This window comes from Tsuneonella troitsensis (assembly GCF_001441535.1).
GTDB lineage: Bacteria > Pseudomonadota > Alphaproteobacteria > Sphingomonadales > Sphingomonadaceae > Tsuneonella > Tsuneonella troitsensis.
Genome location: NZ_LMAU01000001.1, coordinates 336,322 through 355,471, shown reverse-complemented (window position 1 = coordinate 355,471; position 19,150 = coordinate 336,322). Strand labels below are relative to the sequence as shown.

General features: G+C 65.2%; 27 protein-coding genes. 14 read left to right on the top strand and 13 right to left on the bottom strand.

What is annotated here, in order from left to right:
- Positions 1 to 109: 109 nt before the first annotated feature.
- From AR323_RS01745 to AR323_RS01730, 4 genes are read left to right on the top strand one after another with little or no spacing between them, the layout of a single operon-like run.
- The gene (locus AR323_RS01745) at positions 110 to 709 is read left to right on the top strand and encodes a protein-L-isoaspartate O-methyltransferase family protein (protein WP_057882215.1); all 600 of its coding nucleotides are present in this window, start codon (positions 110 to 112) and stop codon (positions 707 to 709) included.
- Positions 710 to 711: 2 nt separating this feature from the next.
- A complete protein-coding gene (locus AR323_RS01740) occupies positions 712 to 2,193 on the top strand; it encodes a TolC family outer membrane protein (protein WP_057882214.1) in 1,482 nt (493 codons plus the stop codon).
- A gap of 32 nt (positions 2,194 to 2,225) precedes the next feature.
- Positions 2,226 to 2,753 carry a DUF2497 domain-containing protein gene (locus AR323_RS01735; RefSeq protein WP_057882213.1) on the top strand — a complete coding sequence of 176 codons (528 nt, stop codon included), beginning with the start codon at positions 2,226 to 2,228 and terminating at the stop codon, positions 2,751 to 2,753.
- A 39-nt stretch (positions 2,754 to 2,792) separates the two neighbouring features.
- A complete protein-coding gene (locus AR323_RS01730) occupies positions 2,793 to 3,155 on the top strand; it encodes a (2Fe-2S) ferredoxin domain-containing protein (RefSeq protein ID WP_057882212.1) in 363 nt (120 codons plus the stop codon).
- Here AR323_RS01730 and AR323_RS01725 read toward each other — a convergent pair.
- A complete protein-coding gene (locus AR323_RS01725) occupies positions 3,152 to 3,445 on the bottom strand; it encodes a hypothetical protein (RefSeq protein ID WP_057882211.1) in 294 nt (97 codons plus the stop codon). The genes AR323_RS01730 and AR323_RS01725 overlap by 4 nt on opposite strands.
- A 93-nt stretch (positions 3,446 to 3,538) precedes the next feature.
- On the opposite strand from AR323_RS01725, the gene AR323_RS01720 reads away from it, so the two are divergent.
- The 3 genes from AR323_RS01720 to xth are packed head-to-tail and all read left to right on the top strand — an operon-like array spanning position 3,539 to position 5,145.
- Positions 3,539 to 3,970, top strand: coding sequence for a CBS domain-containing protein (locus AR323_RS01720; protein ID WP_057882210.1), 432 nt, complete (start codon positions 3,539 to 3,541; stop codon positions 3,968 to 3,970).
- Between the two features lie 60 nt (positions 3,971 to 4,030).
- On the top strand, positions 4,031 to 4,360 hold the full coding sequence (locus AR323_RS01715) for a HesB/IscA family protein (protein WP_057882209.1): 330 nt from the start codon (positions 4,031 to 4,033) through the stop codon (positions 4,358 to 4,360).
- An 11-nt stretch (positions 4,361 to 4,371) separates the two neighbouring features.
- Positions 4,372 to 5,145, top strand: coding sequence for an exodeoxyribonuclease III (gene xth / locus AR323_RS01710; protein WP_057882208.1), 774 nt, complete (start codon positions 4,372 to 4,374; stop codon positions 5,143 to 5,145).
- Positions 5,146 to 5,149: 4 nt separating this feature from the next.
- Here xth and AR323_RS01705 read toward each other — a convergent pair whose 3' ends face one another.
- The 10 genes from AR323_RS01705 to AR323_RS01660 form a co-directional block, all read right to left on the bottom strand.
- Positions 5,150 to 5,800: a cell wall hydrolase gene (locus tag AR323_RS01705; RefSeq protein WP_057882207.1), complete on the bottom strand. Its 651-nt coding sequence runs from the start codon at positions 5,798 to 5,800 to the stop codon at positions 5,150 to 5,152.
- A gap of 200 nt (positions 5,801 to 6,000) precedes the next feature.
- A complete protein-coding gene (locus AR323_RS01700) occupies positions 6,001 to 6,336 on the bottom strand; it encodes a DUF1491 family protein (protein WP_057882206.1) in 336 nt (111 codons plus the stop codon).
- Between the two features lie 7 nt (positions 6,337 to 6,343).
- The gene (locus AR323_RS01695) at positions 6,344 to 6,826 is read right to left on the bottom strand and encodes a PaaI family thioesterase (protein ID WP_057882205.1); all 483 of its coding nucleotides are present in this window, start codon (positions 6,824 to 6,826) and stop codon (positions 6,344 to 6,346) included.
- A complete protein-coding gene (locus AR323_RS01690; RefSeq protein WP_057882204.1) occupies positions 6,813 to 7,274 on the bottom strand; it encodes a PTS sugar transporter subunit IIA in 462 nt (153 codons plus the stop codon). The genes AR323_RS01695 and AR323_RS01690 overlap by 14 nt, the downstream gene beginning before the upstream one ends.
- Before the next feature lie 82 nt (positions 7,275 to 7,356).
- A complete protein-coding gene (gene hpf, locus AR323_RS01685; RefSeq protein ID WP_057882203.1) occupies positions 7,357 to 7,926 on the bottom strand; it encodes a ribosome hibernation-promoting factor, HPF/YfiA family in 570 nt (189 codons plus the stop codon).
- A 34-nt stretch (positions 7,927 to 7,960) separates the two neighbouring features.
- Complete coding sequence (gene dnaQ / locus AR323_RS01680; protein WP_057882202.1) at positions 7,961 to 8,656, bottom strand: DNA polymerase III subunit epsilon; 696 nt, start codon at positions 8,654 to 8,656, stop codon at positions 7,961 to 7,963.
- A gap of 51 nt (positions 8,657 to 8,707) precedes the next feature.
- Positions 8,708 to 9,313: a dephospho-CoA kinase gene (gene coaE / locus AR323_RS01675; protein ID WP_057882201.1), complete on the bottom strand. Its 606-nt coding sequence runs from the start codon at positions 9,311 to 9,313 to the stop codon at positions 8,708 to 8,710.
- Positions 9,310 to 10,167, bottom strand: coding sequence for a shikimate dehydrogenase family protein (locus AR323_RS01670; protein ID WP_057882200.1), 858 nt, complete (start codon positions 10,165 to 10,167; stop codon positions 9,310 to 9,312). Before AR323_RS01670 ends, coaE begins: the two co-directional genes overlap by 4 nt.
- On the bottom strand, positions 10,164 to 10,739 hold the full coding sequence (locus AR323_RS01665) for a Maf family protein (RefSeq protein ID WP_057882199.1): 576 nt from the start codon (positions 10,737 to 10,739) through the stop codon (positions 10,164 to 10,166). The genes AR323_RS01670 and AR323_RS01665 overlap by 4 nt, the downstream gene beginning before the upstream one ends.
- Positions 10,736 to 11,581, bottom strand: coding sequence for a pyruvate, water dikinase regulatory protein (locus AR323_RS01660; protein WP_057882198.1), 846 nt, complete (start codon positions 11,579 to 11,581; stop codon positions 10,736 to 10,738). Before AR323_RS01660 ends, AR323_RS01665 begins: the two co-directional genes overlap by 4 nt.
- Positions 11,582 to 11,904: 323 nt before the next feature.
- Between AR323_RS01660 and hemE the strand changes: the two genes are divergently transcribed.
- The 5 genes from hemE (at position 11,905) to AR323_RS01635 (ending at position 16,358) form a co-directional block, all read left to right on the top strand.
- The gene (hemE, locus tag AR323_RS01655) at positions 11,905 to 12,930 is read left to right on the top strand and encodes a uroporphyrinogen decarboxylase (RefSeq protein ID WP_057882197.1); all 1,026 of its coding nucleotides are present in this window, start codon (positions 11,905 to 11,907) and stop codon (positions 12,928 to 12,930) included.
- Positions 12,931 to 12,961: 31 nt separating this feature from the next.
- Positions 12,962 to 13,417, top strand: a complete 456-nt coding sequence (locus tag AR323_RS01650; RefSeq protein ID WP_407701067.1) for a CopD family protein — start codon at positions 12,962 to 12,964, stop codon at positions 13,415 to 13,417.
- 200 nt (positions 13,418 to 13,617) lie between these two features.
- Entirely contained in the window at positions 13,618 to 14,883 is a 1,266-nt protein-coding gene (gene rho, locus AR323_RS01645) for a transcription termination factor Rho (protein ID WP_057882195.1), read from the top strand.
- A 75-nt stretch (positions 14,884 to 14,958) separates the two neighbouring features.
- A complete protein-coding gene (locus AR323_RS01640) occupies positions 14,959 to 15,963 on the top strand; it encodes a Vgb family protein (protein ID WP_083495189.1) in 1,005 nt (334 codons plus the stop codon).
- A 44-nt stretch (positions 15,964 to 16,007) separates the two neighbouring features.
- On the top strand, positions 16,008 to 16,358 hold the full coding sequence (locus tag AR323_RS01635; RefSeq protein WP_161808703.1) for a c-type cytochrome: 351 nt from the start codon (positions 16,008 to 16,010) through the stop codon (positions 16,356 to 16,358).
- Here AR323_RS01635 and AR323_RS01630 read toward each other — a convergent pair.
- Both AR323_RS01630 and AR323_RS01625 read right to left on the bottom strand, forming a co-directional pair.
- The gene (locus AR323_RS01630) at positions 16,355 to 16,756 is read right to left on the bottom strand and encodes a nuclear transport factor 2 family protein (protein ID WP_057882193.1); all 402 of its coding nucleotides are present in this window, start codon (positions 16,754 to 16,756) and stop codon (positions 16,355 to 16,357) included. The two genes, AR323_RS01635 and AR323_RS01630, sit on opposite strands and share 4 nt — an antisense overlap.
- A gap of 13 nt (positions 16,757 to 16,769) precedes the next feature.
- Entirely contained in the window at positions 16,770 to 17,459 is a 690-nt protein-coding gene (locus AR323_RS01625; RefSeq protein WP_057882192.1) for a dienelactone hydrolase family protein, read from the bottom strand.
- Positions 17,460 to 17,564: 105 nt separating this feature from the next.
- On the opposite strand from AR323_RS01625, the gene AR323_RS01620 reads away from it, so the two are divergent.
- Together AR323_RS01620 and mnmE are read left to right on the top strand one after the other, a co-directional pair.
- Entirely contained in the window at positions 17,565 to 17,852 is a 288-nt protein-coding gene (locus tag AR323_RS01620) for a DUF6489 family protein (protein ID WP_057882191.1), read from the top strand.
- Between the two features lie 25 nt (positions 17,853 to 17,877).
- Positions 17,878 to 19,146, top strand: a complete 1,269-nt coding sequence (gene mnmE / locus AR323_RS01615) for a tRNA uridine-5-carboxymethylaminomethyl(34) synthesis GTPase MnmE (RefSeq protein WP_057882190.1) — start codon at positions 17,878 to 17,880, stop codon at positions 19,144 to 19,146.
- Positions 19,147 to 19,150 lie beyond the last annotated feature (4 nt).

The window sequence follows — 19,150 nt, the reverse complement described above, 5'->3', positions numbered from 1 at the left end:
GCGATTGCGCCAAAGACCCGATCGCCAAAGACCCGAATTTTGGACAGGGGGTCCCGTCCACCGAGGCATTGACCCGCTGTGTTATATTGCTAATACAGGTTACGTGATAATGGCCGCCGCCCTCCGTTCCGAACCCGACTTCGCCACCGCGCGCCGCGCGATGATCGACAGCCAGCTCCGCACCAGCGGCGTCAACGAGCCCTGGGTACTCGCCCGGATGAACGCCGTCCCGCGCGAGGATTTCGTGCCAGCCGAAGCGCGACCGGTTGCCTATATCGATCGTGCCGTGCCGCTGGGCGGTAGCGCGATGCTCGCTGCCCCGCTGTTCCATGCGCGCCTGCTTGCAGAAGCGAAGCCGGTCCAGTCCGATCGCGTGCTCGTGGTCGATGGCGGTAGCGGCTATCTGCCCGCCCTGATCGAAGGCCTTGCCGGGTCGGTCACGGTTGTCACTCCCGATGACGCCATGAAGGGCGGCAAGAAGGGCGATTACACGCTGCTGCTGATCGACGGGGCAGTCGAACAGCTGCCCGAAGGGATCGCCAAGCGCCTGTCCGAAGATGCGCGCGTGGTCACCGGCCTGATCGACAACGGGGTGAGCCGGCTGGCCATCGGCCGCAAATCCGGCGGCACCATCGCACTTCTGCCGCTGGCCGAACTCGGCATTCCGCGGCTTTCCGCATTCGACAAGCCGAAGGCCTGGAGTTTCTGAACATGATTGCCACGGGCCGTGCTTCCCTGCTGCTCGGCAGCGCGCTGCTTGCCCTCGCGGCAGGTCCGGCCCATGCCGATACCCTGCGCGAGGCGCTGAACGGCGCCTATCGCACCAACCCGACCCTGCAAGCCGCACGCGCACAGCAGCGCGCCACTGACGAAAGCGTGCCGATCGAGAAGTCGGCAGGTCGCCCGAACGTCACCGGCAGCGCGCAGTACATCGAATTCGTCAAGCAGAGCGAAACGAACTTCACCGCACCCCGCCGTGCGATCAACGCGGGTGTCGACCTTGGCGTGCCGATCTATTCGGGCGGCGCGGTAAAGAACGCGGTCAAGGCGGCGGAAAACCGCGTCGAAGCCGGGCAAGCCGACCTGCGCGGCACCGAGTCGGCGATCTTCACCCAGGTTGTCGCCGCGTACATGGACGTCATTCGCGGCGAGGCGCTGGTCGGTCTCAACTCCAACCAGGTCGATGTTCTCACCGTCAACGCGCAGGCGACCGCCGATCGCTTCGAGATCGGCGATCTGACGCGAACCGACGTGGCGCAGTCGCAATCGCGCCTCGCGCTGGCCCAGGGCGATTTGCGGAGCGCGCAGGCCAACCTCATCGCCGCGCGCGAGGCCTATATTCAGCTGACGGGCCTTGCTCCCGACGACCTGCAGCCCCCGCCGCCGCTTCCGGGCCTCCCGGCGAGCGCGGAGGACGCGGTCTTCGTGGCGCTGGAGGACAATCCCGACCTGATCGCCGCACGCGAGCGGGCCGAGGCATCGCGCTTCGATGTCGACGTGGCCGGATCGGGCCGCCTGCCGCGCGTGTCGATCTTCACCGGGGGCGACTACAGCAACTACCTCGGAACGCTTGGCGGCAATATCGGCCCCAACGTTCCGCAGACGGCCACGACCGCGCAGGCCGGGGTCAGCGTATCGATCCCGATCTTCCAGGGTGGCCGCCCGGCAGCGCTCCAGCGTCAGGCGCAGGCGCGCTCCGCCGCCGCGCTCGAGACCGTCATCGCCGCCGAACGCGACGTGATCGCGCAGGTGCGCTCGGCATGGTCGAGCTGGCAGGCAGCGACGCAGATCATCGCCAGCACGCAGTCGGCGGTCGATGCAGCCACCCTGAGCCTGGAGGGCGTGCGCGCCGAAAACACCGTCGGCAACCGCACGATCCTCGACATTCTCAATGCCGAGCAGGAACTCGTGCTTGCCCGCTCGCAGCTCGTCACCGCGCGGCGCAACGCCTATGTCGCGGGTTTCAGCCTGCTGGCGGCAATGGGCCGCGCCGAGGCGCGCGACCTGGGGCTGGGCGACGACGGCGTGCTCTACGACCCGCAGATCAATTACGACCGCGTGAAGGGCAAGTGGAACGACTGGTCGCGCGATCCCGACCCGATCGTCCAGTCCACGCGGACCGTTGACATCCCGGCTCCGGACGCAGAGATTCGTGTTAACTATGATTCGGCGCCGGTCAGCGGCACCGAGTGACACGTCGCTCAAAGACCGGGGGGTCCAGTCGCATGCGCCAGGAAGGCGAAGCTTCGGTCGAGGAAATCCTCGAATCGATCAAGAAAGTCATCGCACGCGATAACCGCGCGAGCGCACTCGACACGCGCCGTCGCCGCGAGACGGAGGGGCTCGAAACCGCACCCGAACCCGCTGACGACGAAGAGGCGGACGAGGTGCTCGATCTCGCTGCGACCGACTATGTCGAGCAGGCGCCCGAATTCGACGATCGGGCGGCGCACGACAGCCACGACGATCACGATCTGGAACGCGAAACGGACTTCCAGGATCACGATGACGATACGCCGCTGCTGACCGATTCGGCACGCGACGCGATGCGCGAGAACCTCGCCGCCCTCGCCATGCTGGCCGAGCCGGGCGTTCCGCCGCAGATCGTGCGCTCGGGCGAAACCTCGCTCGAAGGGCTGACGCGGGACCTTTTGCGCCCCATGCTGGCCGAATGGCTCGACAAGAACCTGCCCGGCATGGTCGAGCGCATGGTCAAGGACGAGATCGCACGGATCGCCGGCAAACGCGGCTGACCCTTCCCTGCGCGAGGCTCAGCCGCTAGGTGGGCGCGCATGAAGGACCCGCGGGACATCGCCAAGGCCCGCGCCGCACTCGCCAAGATCGGCGGCGAGCGGGTCGAGCGGCACATTTTCCTCTGCGCCGTTTCGGACAAGCAGAAGTGCTGCTCGCGCGAAGCGGGCGAACGGTCGTGGAAATACCTCAAGCGGCGGCTGAAGGAACTCGGCCTCGTGGGGACGTCCGTCCAGCGCACGAAAGCGGATTGCCTCCAGGTTTGCGAGGCGGGGCCCATCGCCGTCGTCTGGCCCGACAAAGTCTGGTATCATTCCTGCGATGAGGCCGCGCTCGAGCGGATCATCCAGCAGCACCTGATCGGCGGCGAACCGGTCGAGGACCTGCGCCTGCGCGGAGCTTAATTCCGACGATCGCCTTCGAGCGGATCGACCACCGAATCGTCGTGACCGGTCCCGTTCGACATGAATACGAGACCCATCAGCGCGCCCATCAGCATCATCGAGGCACCCACGCCGAGTCCGACCGCGATGTAGAAGTGGATCGACATGGCGGTTTCCGAAAACCACATATAACCGAGGATCGCGGCAACGGTGATCGCGGTTGCGATCCCCATCACCTGCATCATCCGCTTCCAGCGGCCCCAGGCAAAGGCAGCGCTGGCCGGATCGTCGAGGGGCGAGTGGCGGGTCATGGCCGGCCTTGTGTACGTCCCGCACCGCGCTGGCAATGGGGCGCAATTCATGGCAACCTGCCTGTCCCGGAGAATTGGACAAGGGAGAGTCCCATGGACATCGCCCGATTGCTCGCGAACCGCGCGAGCAGCGACGTGATCACTTGCGACGTCGACATGACGATGCGCGAGGCGGTGGCGATACTGGCCCAGCGGCGCATCGGCGCCCTGCCCGTGATGCGCCAGGGCGAGCTGGCGGGCATCTTTTCCGAACGCGACGTGATCTACTGCATCGAGGCCGAGGGTGAGGCGAGCCTGTCGAAGAAGGTGGGCGAGGTGATGACCGCACCGGCTATCACCGCTACCCCCGCGACCAAGGTCGACGAAGCGCTCGAACTCATGACCCGGCGAAGGATCCGCCACTTGCCCGTCGTGGATGGCGGCGCGATGTGCGGTTTCGTGTCGATCGGCGACTTGGTGAAGAGCCAGGTCGACGATCTCGCCCGCGAGGCCGAGGCGATGCGCAGCTACATCCAGAGCGCCTGAGCCGGAGGCCATCGCCAGCGAAAGGTTGAGGGTTCGCCCCGGACACCCTACATCCTGCCCATGTCCGAACCGCTTATCCTAACCGAAAACGCCGCGAGGCGGATTGCGGCGATCGCCGAACGCCAGGCGAAGCCGGCGATCCTGCGCCTTTCGGTCGAGGGCGGGGGCTGTTCCGGCTTCCAGTACAAGTTCGATCTGGCCGATGCGCCGGAAGGCGACGACTCGGTCAGCGAGACGGGCGGGGTGAAGCTGGTGGTCGATCCGGTCAGCCTCGACCTGATCGCCGGAAGCACGGTCGATTTCGTCGAATCGCTCGGCGGGGCGGCGTTCAAGGTCAGTAATCCGCAGGCCGCATCGGGTTGCGGTTGCGGTTCCAGCTTCGGTATCTAAGAGTCCGCCGCGTGCGGATAGCCACCTTCAACATCAACGGCGTGAAAGCGCGCCTGCCGCGACTCCTCGAATGGCTAGAGGAAACGCGTCCCACGGTCGCCTGCCTGCAGGAAGTGAAAAGCCAGGACGAGGGGTTCCCCTTCGCCGAGTTCGAGAAGATCGGTTACCGAGCGATCTGGCACGGTCAGAAGGGCTTCAACGGCGTTGCGATCCTGGCGGACGGCGTGGAGCCGATCGAGGCGCAGCGCACCCTGCCGGGCGATCCCGAGGACGAGCACGCACGCTATATCGAGGCAGACGTGAACGGTGTGCGGATCGCCTGCATCTACCTGCCCAACGGCAACCCGGTTCCAGGGCCGAAGTTCGATTACAAGCTTGCCTGGATGGAGCGCCTTCGGTCGCGGATGCACGAACTCTGGGCGCTAGAAAAACCGGTTGCCGTCGTCGGCGATTTCAACGTCATCCCCGAGGACAAGGACGTCTGGTCGCCCGCGGCCATGGCAGCCGACGCGCTGATGCAACCCGAATCGCGCGATGCCTATGCCCGATTGCTCGGAGACGGATGGACCGATGCCCTCGACACACTGAACCCGCGCGGCGGGGTGTGGACGTTCTGGGATTACCAGGCGGGTGCGTGGCAGCGCGACCACGGCTTCCGCATCGATCACCTGCTGCTGTCGCCGGAACTGGCCGACCGGCTGGTCGCGGCCGGAGTCGACAAGGATCATCGCGGGCGGGAGAAAGCCAGCGACCACGCCCCGGTGTGGGTCGAGATCGCCGATTGAGCGATCACCGATAGAAGATGTGCGTGTCGATCGTCGCGCGGGCGATCTTCTTGCGGCTCCAGCTCGGCTTCACATAGTTGGCGTGGAAGAAGAGCGCATCGTCGGCCGCGCTGTCCCACAGTCCTTCATGGGCGATCTTGGCGATGACCATCGCTCGGCCCCATGCGGGCGAGTTGCGATCGATCCGCGGCATCTTGCCGCCGCGCACGAACGAGAACTGGGCCTTCTGATACACCACGCCGCAATAGTCGGAGGGGAACAGGTTCGAGGCCGCACGGTTCACCACGACCTGGCCGACCGCAAGCTGGCCCTCGATAGGCTCGCCGCGCGATTCGAAATAGATCGCACCGGCCAGGCACTCCATCTCACGGGAGAGGGCGGCGGGGCGCGGCATGTCGGCCACCAGCTGGCGCAGCGAACCGGCGCGAGGCGTCTCATCCTGCTTGGCGGCAGAATCAATCGGCTGGACGACTTCCTGGGATACGAATGCGACCGGGGCAGTTTTGGGAACTGTCTCTTCGGTCAGGGGCGGAGCTTCGGCTTCCGTCTGCGGGATCGCGCTGGGTTCAGCGTTTACGCCGGATCCGTCGGCGGTGAACAAGGTAAGAATACACGTCGCGGCGAGCGCCGCGATTGTCGAGCGATGAAACTGCATTGATCCGGTCGGTCAAGGCGGTGAACGCGCTCCGTCGCAGGCCGGGACCCATCCGCGTTCGATGCGGTAATGGTCGGGTCCGTTATACAGCCTGCCGGCCGTCCCCCGTCTGCGCGCTGGCTGTCCGACCCCATGTCGTCCAAGCCGCCTGCGTCCGTGAAGGTGGCCGGCCAGATAAATGCTGCAGGTGCGAAGTCAACTCAACCGGGCAAAGCTGCGATGAACCGTTCCCTTTCCGGGACGTCTGCCTCGATTAACCACAAATCGGGGTCTCGATCGCAGCGCCGTGTCAGTCGCTCGGAAAATTCCGATTTTTTTTCAATGTCTTCTTCCGCCGTGCGCACGAATCGGCGGTTCCCGTCGGGCGTGGGCACGCGTTCGTAAAGCCAGGCCGGTTTACCGCGACCGATAATTACGATGGCGATCGTTCCGGCATGCCGCTCCCCGCGCGAAAGGACGGTTGCGAACCCTCCCATCGATTCGGCGACGCGGCGGATAGCGTCCGCTTCGAGGTGTGCGGGCAGGCGATCGTCCATGCCCCGGTCAGGCCTGCGGACTGTAGCCGGCAAGGCTGGAGAGGGCCATTCGCGACCGCATGAACGTGCCGGTTCCGCGACCGATCTCTTCTCCCTCGGCATCGACCAGCCGCGACTCGGCGACGAGCACCCGGCGTCGACCGCTGACCCAGCGCCCTTCCGCCACGACCTCGCCGGCGCGAACGGGTTTCGTGAAATGCAGGTTGAACGACGTGGTCAGAAGGAAACGATCGGTGACCAGGGTGTTCGCCGCATAGAATGCCGCATCGTCCAGCATCTTGAAGTAGATCGTCCCGTGGGCCGCGCCTGCCGCGTGATACACCGACCGATCGACGGTGAAGACCAGGCGGGACCGGCCTTCGCCGACGATTTCGAGCCGTGAGGCGAACAGCGCATTGACCGGCGCCGCATCGTACAGCCGCTCGAGCGCACGGTAATGCAGGTCGGCGCCGGTCCCTGCGCGCGACGCGTTCGCGTCAGGCGGCGTCACGATCCGAGGCGTTGGTCAGCAGCGCGTAGAGCGTCTCGGTGTCAGTCGCCTCGCTCAGGCCGCGGTGAATGTCTTCGTCGCGGACCAGGCGCGACAGCGCGGCCAGCGCGTGGAGGTGCGTCGCCCCGGCGTTGATCGGCGACAGCAGCCCGATGACGATGTCGACCGGCATCCGGTCGGCCGCACCGAAATCGGCGGGACGGGCGAGCTTGAGGAGTGCGGCCACGGGGCGCGACAAGCCCTCGATCCGGGCGTGGGGCAGGGCAACGCCGCGCCCGAACCCCGTGCTGCCCAAAGCCTCCCGCTCTTCAAGCCCCTCGAGCACCTCTTCGCGATCGAGCGCGTAGACCTTGGCGAAACGGGTCGCGAGCGCGGCGAGAATCGCCGGCTTGTCCGCCGGTGAATCGATCCACACGGCCTCGGGCAGGAGCTTGAAGATAACGTTCATGGTTCAGACAATCGGGTCAGAGGCCGGACCGCCGGCAGGATTGGGCATTGGCTGGCGAGCGGCACCCGCCAGCGCCATCGCTTCAACGAGGCTCGACCCATCCGATCGATCCGTCGCGGCGGCGATAGACCATATTGTGCCGACCCGTTCCAGCGTTTTTGAACAGCATCGCGTTGGTATCGCGCAGATCGAGCATCATCACCGCATCGGCCACGCTCGTTTCCGGAATATCGGCCGTCGTCTCGGCGATGATCACCGGCGAATCCTCGAACTCGACTTCCTCGGCCTCGGCATCCGGAGCGGCGATGATCGTGTAGGCGGCGGTTTCCTCACGCGCGGCGTGGGCGGTCTGTTCGTGCCGATCCTTCAGGCGGCGCTTGTAACGCCGCAACTGCTTGTCGATTTTCTCCGCGGCCACGTCGAGCGCCTGGTGCGCGTCCTGTGCCACGCCATGCGCTTTGAGGATCAGGCCCTGCATCACATGGGTGACGATGTCGCAGCTGAATGCCCCCGCGGGAGCCTTGCCGAACGTGACCTGGCTCGAAATCGCACGACTGAAGTATTTATCGACGATGCTGTTGAGGCGGTCGGTTACATGTTGCTGCAGCGCAGCGCCGGTTTCGATCTGGTGACCCGAAACGCGAATATCCATTGGCACGCATTCTCCTGTGCTTGGCGACCTTTGTTCAACAACGCTGCGACGACCACATGGCTCCCTCAATGGTGCCGACGAATGCGCGGTGCCGCGCCAGTTCTTCGGCGGATGGAGCATGGGGGCGCGCCGGACGGAATGCCCGCTCGCGCGCTGGCTGGAAATTCACCTCGACGATCGTGTCGTCCGCGCCGGATCCGGCGAGCGCGAAGCCGATCTGGCGGCCGCCGGTCAATTCGACATAGACCTGCGCCAGCAACTCGGCATCGAGCAGCGCACCGTGCCTGACCCGGTGGCTGCGATCGATTCCATAGCGGGTGCACAGCGCGTCTAGCGACAGTTTCGCGCCCGGATGACGCCGCTTCGCGATAGCCACGGTATCGATCATGCGGCTGAGGCACACCGCTTCCAGCCCGCACAGGTCGAGTTCCGTATTGAGAAAGGCGAAATCGAAGCCCGCGTTGTGAGCGACGAGCGGGGAATCGGCGATGAATTCCAGAAGCTCGTGGCATTTGTCGCGGAACCGCGGCTTATCTGACAGGAAAGCCGCCGAAAGGCCGTGAACCGCCTCAGCCGCTTCGGGCATGTCGCGATCCGGATTGAAGTAGGCGTGGTAGGTGGCACCGGTTGGAACCCGGTTCACGAGCTCTATGCAACCAATCTCCACCATCCGGTCGCCCGTCCGCGGATCGAGGCCAGTGGTTTCGGTATCGAACACGATTTCGCGCATGGGTGGACTATCTATCGGCCCGTTATGTCCGACTGGCAAGTAGGTGGGAGGTCACGAAGGGTCGCGCGCAGCGGTCACTGTGGCGATCAGCTCCTTGACCGCTTCCTCGGTCGCGAAAAGCGACGTTCCGGTATCGATCAGGTAATCCGCCCGCGCCCGCTTTTCCGCGTCGGGAACCTGGAGAGAGAGGATGTGCGCGAACTTGTCCGGGTTCATGCCCGGCCGCGCGAGCACGCGCGCACGCTGCACCTCGGGGGGAGCGGAAACGACCGCGACGGCATCGACCTGTTCCCAGCCGCCTTTTTCATACAGCAGCGGAATGTCGAACACGACCAGCGGCTCGCCCGAATGTTCGATCATGAAGGCATGGCGCTGCGCCGCCACCGCCGGATGGACGATTCTTTCGAGGCGGGTCAGCGCATCGGGATCGGCGAAGACCTGCGCGCCGAGTTTTTCGCGGAGGACGCCCTGTTCTCCGGTCGATCCCGGGAAAGCCTCCTCGGTCGCAGGCAGCAGAGCGCCCCGCGGGCCTTGGAGACGGTGGACGACGGCATCGGCGTCGAACACCGGAACGCCGGCCGCCTCAAACATGGCGGCGACGGTCGACTTGCCCATCCCGATCGATCCGGTGAGGCCGAGTATGAAGGGGCGGCTCATGCCGACAGCATCGCCCTGAGTTCGCCGTCGTGTTCGCGCGGAGGGGCGACGCCGAAGAATTTCTCGAACGCGAGCGCGGCCTGGCCGATGAGCATGGCGAGGCCGTCGATAGTCTGGTGCCCTGCCGCACCGGCATTGCGGAGGAACTCGGTCTCCAGGGGATCGGTGACGATGTCGTATGCGATCGCTCCGGGCGGGGCATGGCTCCAGTCGAACGCCAGCGGCGGCTGACCACGCATTCCCAAGGGACTCGCGTTCACGACGAGGTCGAAACACCCCTGGCGGTCGTCGAAGGCGAAGTCGGTCGGATCGGAAAAGTGCGCGATGTCGACCGCGTGATGCTCGCTTGCAGGATCGATGGCGTCGAGGATCGACTGCGCCTTGGCTGGATCGCGCCCGGCCAGCACGATTGTGAACCCGTGGTCGGCCAGCGCAGCGACGATCGCCCGTGCAGCTCCACCGGTCCCGAGCACCCGCGCCATCCGGAACAGATGGTTTTGCGCGAGGACGGCGGCCAGCGGCTCGAGGAACCCCCCGACGTCGGTGTTGGTGCCGATCAGTGCGCCGTTGTGCCGGCGCGTGATCGTGTTGACCGCTCCGACAAGTTCGGCGCCGATTTCCAGCCGATCGAGGTAGGCGATCACGGCCTGCTTGTGCGGCATCGTGACGTTGCAGCCCCGCCAGTCCGGGTCGCTGCGTCGTTCGGCGATGTAATCCGCCAACCCATCAGGGGTGACGTGGCAGGCGCGGTAGTCCGCGTCGAGCCCCATCCGGTCGAGCCAGAAGCCGTGGATCGCGGGCGATTTAGACTGCGCAATCGGGTCGCCGATGACCTCCGCGTAGGGGCGGGTCATGCCGGGATTTCTCCGAGATCGCGCAATGCGCCGAGCACCGGAAGAAGGGGCATTCCCAGCACCGTGAAATGATCCCCTTCGATCCGTTCGAAAAGGTGCACGCCGCGAGCCTCGATCCGGAACACCCCTACGCAGCCCGCCACCGCCGGCCATTCCGTATCGAGATAATCGGCAATGAACTCTTCGGACAGTTCGCGCACGTGCAACCTCGCGACATCGACAAGGGACCAGATGATTGTCCCGGCGCGGGCGATGGCCGCGGCCGAATGCAATTCCATCGTCCGCCCGGAGAAAAATCGCAGATGGCGCGCCGCGTCCTCGCGGTTCGCCGGCTTGTCGAACCGGCGCCCTGCGACGCTCACGAGTGAATCGCTGCCGAGTACCGGCTCGCGCGCATCGATTGCCTTAGCCTTGGCCTCCGCGAGCATGTGGGCGATCTCGCCCGGGGCCGCGCCCGTCGCTTCCTCTTCGATGCGCCGCTCGTCGAGGTCCGCCGGCTCGCAACGAAATGCGACACCGGCCGCCTCGAGCATCGCGCGACGCGAGGCGCTCTTGGACGCAAGGACGATCATATCGGATTCGGCCCGACGACCGGCGGCGCCTCGCGCGAGCGCCGCTCGGTGAGCAAGCGAATGACGGCGGCGGCGGTTTCTTCGATCGAACGGCGGGTCACGTCGATCACGGGCCAGTCGTTGTCCGCGAACATGCGCCGGGCAAACCGCACTTCCTCGGCTACGCGCTCTGCATCGGCATAGCTCGTCTCGCGACCCTCGGCGATGGTCAGCAGGCGATTACGGCGAACCTGCACGAGGCGCTCGGGCGCGGTCGTCAGCCCGACGACCAGCGGATGACGCAACTTGAACAGGGCCGGGGGCGGGGGGCTTTCGATCACCAGCGGTATGTTGGCGACCTTGTACCCGCGATTGGCGAGGTAGATGCTCGTTGGCGTCTTGGAACTGCGCGAAACCCCGGCGAGTACGATGTCGGCTTCTTCCCAGTCGTCATGGGCGATGCCGTCGTCGTGAGCGATCGTGTACTGGATCGCCTCGACCCGCGCGAAATAGGCCTCGTCCATCGCGTGCTGCCGGCCAGGCCGGCCGTGCGCTTCCTGGCCGAGATGGCTTTCGAGCGCGGCGGTCACCGCGTCGAGCACTGGGACCGCCGGCAGACCGAGCACCCGGCAATGCTCCTCAAGCCGCGCGCGGGTTTCGTCGTTCACAAGCGTGAAGAGCACCAGTCCCGGATTGGCCGCAAGATCCGGCACGATCCTGTCGAGGTGCTGGCGGCTGCGCACCATCGGCCAGAAGTGCCGCTGGACGTCCGCCTCCTCGAACTGCGCCAGCGCAGCCTTGGCGATCATCTCCAGCGTCTCGCCGGTGGAGTCCGACAGCAGATGTAGGTGAAGGCGGGGCATGGATTGAATGCGCTCGTGCCGATCGGCCTGTGGAGAATGTGCCGCATAAACCACGGGAGGCAACCGGGGACAAGCGGACCTGCCGGTTCCGTGCCCGCTACCTCCATCCGGACCGCCGCCTTGTGGACAGGCCCGCTAGCTTGTCGACAGGTTCGGGATAACGGGGACAAGCTTGCCTTGACGCGGCATTCTGGCGATTCGACACCCCCGAAATTCTGGCCAGCCCGGGAAAAATCAGGCAGGACGCCGCTGTCCCCAGTATCCACAGGGCCAACAGACTCCTTCATCTTATATAAGAATCTAATTGAATTGGATTAGACGCGATGCCTGGCTTGCTGCTCGATACCCTGAAAGGTCACCGAAGTGACCAGGTGCCCATGTGGCTGATGCGCCAAGCCGGACGCTACCTGCCCGAATATCGCGCCCTCAGGGCCGAAAAGGGCGGTTTCCTCGAGCTCGTCTACGATACCGAGGCTGCGGCCGAAGTCACGCTGCAGCCGATCCGCCGGTTCGGTTTCGACGGGGCGATCCTGTTCTCGGACATTCTGATCGTCCCCTACGCGATGGGACAGGACCTGACTTTTCTGGCCGGCGAGGGACCGCACCTGTCCCCCCGGCTCGCCGATCATGCGCTGGCGGGCCTTGAGAGCGTGCCAGAGCGCCTCGATCCTATCTACGCTACCGTCGCTGCAGTGAAGGCCGGACTCGGGCCTGAGACCACCTTGCTGGGCTTTGCGGGAAGTCCGTGGACCGTCGCGACCTACATGGTGAACGGCGAAGGGTCGAAGGATCATCATGCCGCCCGCGAACTCGCCTATCGCGACCCGATCGCTTTTGCTGCGATCATCGATGCGATTGCCGGGGTGACGGTCGAATATCTTGTCGGGCAGATCGAGGCCGGGGCCGAGGCCGTGCAGCTGTTCGACAGCTGGGCGGGCAGCCTGGCGCCCGACGAGTTCGAACGCTGGGTCATCGCGCCGAATGCGCGGATCGCCGCGGCTGTGCAGGCGCGCTGTCCGGGTGTCCCGGTGATCGGCTTTCCCAAGGGGGCTGGGGCCAAGCTGGCCGACTATGCCCGCGAGACGGGCGTCGATGCGGTCGGGGTGGACGAGACGATCGATCCGGTCTGGGCCGCGCGCGAATTACCGGCCGGGATGCCGGTGCAGGGCAATCTCGATCCACTGCTCCTGATGGCCGGCGGCGACCGCCTGGTCGAACGGACGCAGGCGATCCTCCGGGCATTCGCCGACCGGCCGCACGTCTTCAATCTTGGCCACGGCATCGGCCAGCATACCCCGATCCCGCACGTCGAGGCCCTGCGCGACACCGTTCGTGCATGGAGGGGGTGACGATGGCGGGAATGCTCCCTAAATGCCGGGCATGGAGAGCGCGCTCGCGATGACCTACCTCTGGCTCAAGGCGGGTCACGTGATTTTCGTGATCTTCTGGATGGCGGGACTGTTCATGCTGCCGCGCTATCTCGTCTATCACCAAGAAGCGCTCGACGCGTCGGGACCGGGCTCGGCCGATGACCTGCTGTGGATCGACCGCGAGCGAAAGCTGCTCAAGATCATCCTCGCGCCTTCGATCGTGGTCGTATGGCTGCTTGGGATCCTGCTCGCGACCACCTCAAACCTTTGGGCGGAGCCTTGGCTTCACGCCAAATTGCTGCTGGTGCTGGCTCTGTCGGGTTATCACGGGTGGATGGCGGGCTATTCGCGCAAGCTCGCCCGCGGCGAACGGCGGCTTTCGGGCAAGCAGCTTCGACTGGCGAACGAGGTTCCCGGACTGGCTGCGGCGCTGATCGTCGTTCTGGTGATCGTTCGCCCCTTCTGATTTCTCCGTTCTGAGACCGGTTTGGCCCGCGCTGCGACGAGCGGAGCGTGCCGCCGATTGACCCCGCGCCGCCGTGCGCTTATTCCCCGCGCCACCAACCGGCTTTTTCCGGTCTTCCGCCGCAGAGCGAAGACCGGGTCGCGCTTTCCCCAAGCCCATTCGACCGGCCGGCCGAAATCCAGTCCACGGAAAACCAAGACATGCACCTGAGAGACCTGAAGAAGAAAGCCCCGGCCGAACTCGTCGAGATGGCCGAAGACCTTGGCGTAGAAGGCGCCAGCACGATGCGCCGGCAGGACCTGATGTTCTGCATCCTGCGCGAACTGGCGGAAGACGAGGAATACGACGAATCGATCATGGGCGTCGGCACCATCGAGGTGCTGCAGGACGGCTTCGGCTTCCTGCGCAGCCCCGAGGCGAACTACCTCGCCGGCCCGGACGACATCTACGTTTCGCCGAACCAGGTCCGCAAATGGGGCCTGCGCACCGGCGATACTGTCGAGGGCGAGATCCGCGCACCCAAGGAAGGCGAGCGCTACTTCGCGCTGACCAGCCTCACCAGCGTGAACTTCGACGATCCCGACGCGGTTCGCCATAGGACCAATTTCGACAACCTCACCCCGCTTTACCCTGAGGAAAAGCTGTCGCTCGACACGCTCGATCCCACGGTGAAGGACAAGTCGGCGCGGGTGATCGACATCATCAGCCCGCAGGGCAAGGGCCAGCGCGCTCTGATCGTAGCGCCGCCGCGCACCGGCAAGACCGTGCTGCTGCAGAACATTGCCAAGGCGATCACCGACAACCACCCCGAGGTGTTCCTGATCGTCCTGCTGGTCGACGAGCGGCCCGAGGAAGTCACCGACATGCAGCGCAGCGTGAAGGGCGAGGTGATATCTTCGACCTTCGACGAGCCTGCCACGCGCCACGTCCAGGTCGCCGAAATGGTGATCGAAAAGGCCAAGCGTCTGGTCGAGCACAAGAAGGACGTCGTCATCCTGCTCGATTCGATCACCCGCCTGGGTCGTGCCTACAACACCGTCGTGCCATCGAGCGGCAAGGTGCTGACCGGCGGTGTCGATGCCAACGCTCTCCAGCGGCCCAAGCGCTTCTTCGGCGCGGCGCGCAACATCGAAGAAGGCGGATCGCTCTCGATCATCGCAACCGCGCTGATCGATACCGGAAGCCGAATGGACGAGGTCATCTTCGAAGAATTCAAGGGCACCGGTAACTCGGAAATCGTGCTCGACCGCAAGGTGGCCGACAAGCGCATCTTCCCCGCGCTCGATGTCGGCAAGTCCGGCACCCGCAAGGAAGAGCTGTTGGTCGAAAAGGACAAGCTGTCGAAGATGTGGGTCCTGCGCCGCATCCTCATGCAGATGGGCACGATCGACGCGATGGAGTTCCTTCTCGACAAGATGAAGGATTCCAAGACCAACGAGGACTTCTTCGCCACGATGAACCAGTAACCCAGGGGGTTACGCCCGCGGCGCCGGTCCGCTATCCTCCCGGTCGGAAACACATACCGACCGGGAGATATCGGCATGATCCGCGCCGCCGTTCTGGGAATTCTGGCCGCCACTACGCTGGCGTTGCCGTCGGCGGCATGCGCAGGGGAAGCTGTCCAGGCAGACCTTGCGCCCTATTCGTTCGAAACGCAGGTATTCCAGCTGCCCGAAGGATCGCGGCCGCACGATGCGGCGCCGGGGCCGGACGGTCAGATCTGGTACACGGCGCAGCGGCAGGGCGCGCTCGGGATCATCGATATCGCTACGGGAGCCGTACGCCAGATTCCGCTGGGCGATAAATCCGCGCCGCACGGTGTGGTCCTGGGCCCTGACGGGATGGCCTGGATCACAGATGGCGGGCAGAACGCCATCGTTCGCTACGATCCCGAAACCGAAAAGATCGACGTCTGGGCGCTGCCGGCGGATACGGGATACACCAATCTCAACACTGGCGCGTTCGACCGTGATGGCGTGCACTGGTTCACGGGCCAGAACGGGATTTATGGCAGGGTTGCTGCGAGCGACGGCGTGGTCACGGTATGGAAGGATCCCAAGGGGCGGGGACCCTATGGCATCGACGATACGCCCGCGGGCGACGTCTGGTATTCCTCGCTCGCCGGGAGCCATCTGGCCAAGATCGACCGGACCACGGGCGAATTGACGGTGGTCGACGCGCCCGATGCAGGTGCCGGGCTTCGCCGCGTATGGTCGGATTCCACCGGCAAGCTCTGGGCGACCGGGTGGAACAGCGGCAAGCTTTATCGTTACGATCCGGCTGCGGGAACGTGGAAGGATTGGATGCTGCCCGGTGAGGCGCCTAAGGCTTACGCCGTCTATGTCGATGAGCGGGATTTGGTCTGGGTGACCGATTTCGCCGCCAACGCCACCCTGGTGTTCGACCCGAAGAGCGAGCGGTTCATCCACACGATCCCGGGAACCGGCGCAGGGGCGAACGTGCGCCAGATTCTCGGACGGGGTGCCGAGGTCTACTTGCCGGAATCGGGCACCGATCGCCTGATGCTTGTGCGGGTTAGCGGTTGAAGGCTGCCTTTATCCTTGGAGCAAGCGCGATAGCGGCCGCCTGCGTGCCCCTTGCTGCAGCCAGCGGTTCGCCAGCTACCAATCAATTAGCGGTGGGTGAGCGGGCGTACCAGCAATGCTATGCCTGCCATGCGCTGTCGCCTGAAACGATCGGTGCCGACGGGCCGCATCTGGGTGGGATCGTCGGGCGCCGGGTCGCATCGGTCCAGAGATACCGGTATTCCGCCGCGCTTGAGGATTTCGCGAAGACCAGTCCGGTCTGGACTGAAGAGCGCCTCGACGCGTTTCTGGCTGATCCCGAGCGGGCGGCGCCGGGCAACGCGATGGGTTACTTCGGCATGGACGACCCGGCCGAGCGCGCTGCGCTGATCGCCTTCCTTGCCCGGCAGCCTTAGCGCTTGCCCGCCTCGGCGAGCTGCGCGCCCATCATCTCCCACACCTTGTTGATCGCCTTCAGCGGTCGCACCATGACCTTGAAGTCTTGTATAAATCCATCGTCATCGAAGGTGATGATATCGACGCCATTGATGTGAATTCCGTCGAGCTCGGTGACGAATTCCAGCAGCGCATCGTGCCCATCGGCGAACTCACGGACGTACCGGAACTTGTCGGTGTTGAGCACCACGCCCGCTGCCGCGAGATAGGCCACGACGATATCGCGACCGTGCTGCGGGGTGTGGACGACGGGCGAGTGGAACACCGCGTCCTCGCGGATGATGGCCGCAAGTTCCACCGGGTTGTTACCGCCCTCGATCACCCGGTGCCAGTTGGCGAGTCCCTGCGATGTGCTCATCGATAGTACTCCCTCAAGCCAGATGCTGCGCGAAAAATGCCTCGGTGCGCGAATCGGCGAGGTTCGCGCCTGCCTCGTCCCGGCGGTTGCCGGATTCGGCCGCGAAACCGTGATCGAGACCCTCGTAATCGTGGAGCGTCACGCGGGGGTGATCGTCCAGCGCGGCATGGATTGCCGCCTGCGCTTCCGGCCCAACGAAGTGGTCCGCCGTTGGGATATGGAGCATCAGCGGATTGGCGATCGCGTGGGCTTCGCCCAGCATCTGGTCGATCATCACACCGTAGTATCCGACCGAGGCATCGACGTCGGTCCTCGTCGCGGCCATGTAGGCAATGCGCCCGCCGAGGCAGAATCCGACCAGTCCGACTTTTCCGCATCCCTCGTCGCGCTTCAGCCAATGGATCAGCGCCTCGGTGTCCTGGATGCAGAGGTCGGGGTCGAACTTGCCCATGTTGTCGAGCGCTCTTTGGAATTGCTCGGGCACGTCGGGATCGAGCTCTTCGCCCTCGGCAAAGCGCCAGAAGATGTCTGGGGCCGCGGCGAGATAACCCTTGCTCGCCCAGTCGTCGCACTTGGCGCGAATTCCGGGATTCACTCCGAAGATCTCCGGTATCACGATGATCGCTGCCCGTACCTCGCCTTGGGGCCGGGCGATGTAGGCCGGAAAGGTCCCGGTTTCGTCGAGGGTGGAAATGCGGTGCATGTCGGCCAATATCGTCTCCGTTGGTACGCCGCCAGTCTAGCGCCGCGCGATGGACTTTGCCAAATCCGTGTGACAGGTGTCGATAGGTCAACGCAGGAGCGCGGCATGAAGGTCCATATCGAGATCGACTGCACCCCCGAGGAAGCGCGGACCTTCATGGGTCTGCCGGATGTCGGCAAGGTCAACGACGTCTACGTCGATGCCGTCGCCAAGGCGATGAAGGGCGTGGGCAGTATCGACAAGCTGCAGGAATATGCGACCCAAGTGGCACCGATGGGCCAGATGGGGTTGAAAATGTTCCAGAATTTCATGGAAGGGGCGGCGGCTCGCGCCAACCAGTCCGCTCCCACATCGAGCACCGCAACCCCGCCCAAGGACAGCAAGGGCGACTGAGGCGCGTCTCCGCGCGGTCTACAGCATGGACACGATCTTCGCGCTCTCGAGCGGCGCCCCGCCAGCGGGAATCGCCGTCGTTCGCGTAAGCGGGCCTGCCGCAGCATCCGCCCTGGAGCGACTGGCGGGCCGCATTCCACCAGCGCGCCGGGCGACGGCGATGATCCTGCGCGGAGCCGACGGAGGCGAACTCGACCGGGCGCTAGTCCTCTGGCTCCCGGGACCGGGGACCGCGACCGGTGAGGATACCGCCGAGCTCCATCTTCACGGCGGCCGCGCGGTCGTCGCTTCAATCGAAGCCGAACTCGCGCGCATTCCCGGCCTTCGCCGCGCCGAGGCGGGCGAATTCACCCGGCGCGCGTTTGCCAATGGCCGCATTGACCTTGCCGAAGCCGAGGGTCTTGCCGACCTCCTTGCCGCCGAGACCGAAAGCCAGCGCCGTGCCGCGCTCCTCATGGCAGGCGGCGTCCTGTCGCGGCAGGTCGAAGCGTGGCGCGGCGAGGTACTGGCATTGTCGGCCGCGGTCGAGGCGATCCTCGACTTCGGAGACGAGGATGATGTCGATGCTTTGCCGGACGATTTCGGCGCGCGCCTCGCCGTGCTGGCGGGCGACATCGCCGCGTGGCTGGAAAAACCGACCGCCGAGCGGTTGCGGGACGGCATCCGTGTCGTGCTGGGTGGCCCGCCGAATGCCGGGAAATCCAGCTTGTTCAATGCCTTGATCGGCTCGGATGCGGCGATCGTGACGGCCACCCCGGGCACGACGCGCGACGTGATCGAGCGGCCAGTGGCCGTTTCCGGAATGCCGTTCATCCTGGTGGATACGGCAGGCGTCAGGGGAGAGGGCGCGGACCATATCGAAGCGCTTGGGATCGCGCGGGCCGAAGCCGAGTTCCAGCGGGCGGATATCGTTCTCTGGCTCGGCCCCGAGGGGAAAGGCCCGGCCGGCGCGTTCGAAGTGAGCGCCAAGTCGGACCTCGAGGGAACGATGAAGTCGGCCGCCGATGCGGTCGTCTCCGCTGCGACCGGAGAGGGCGTCGGGGAGTTGTGGACCGCGATTGCCGACCGAGGGCGCTCGCTCTTGCCTATCCCCGGCGAAGTTGTCCTTCATGATCGGCAGCGCGAGGCGTTGCGGGACGCCTTCGACGAATTGTCGGCCTCAACGGCAAGCGTGCCCCTCCTTCTCGCGGAGAGACTACGTCGGGCAAGGGTGGCGCTTGATGGGATCACCGGACGAGCTTCGACTGAAGATATGCTCGATACGCTCTTCGGTCGCTTCTGCATCGGCAAATGATGTT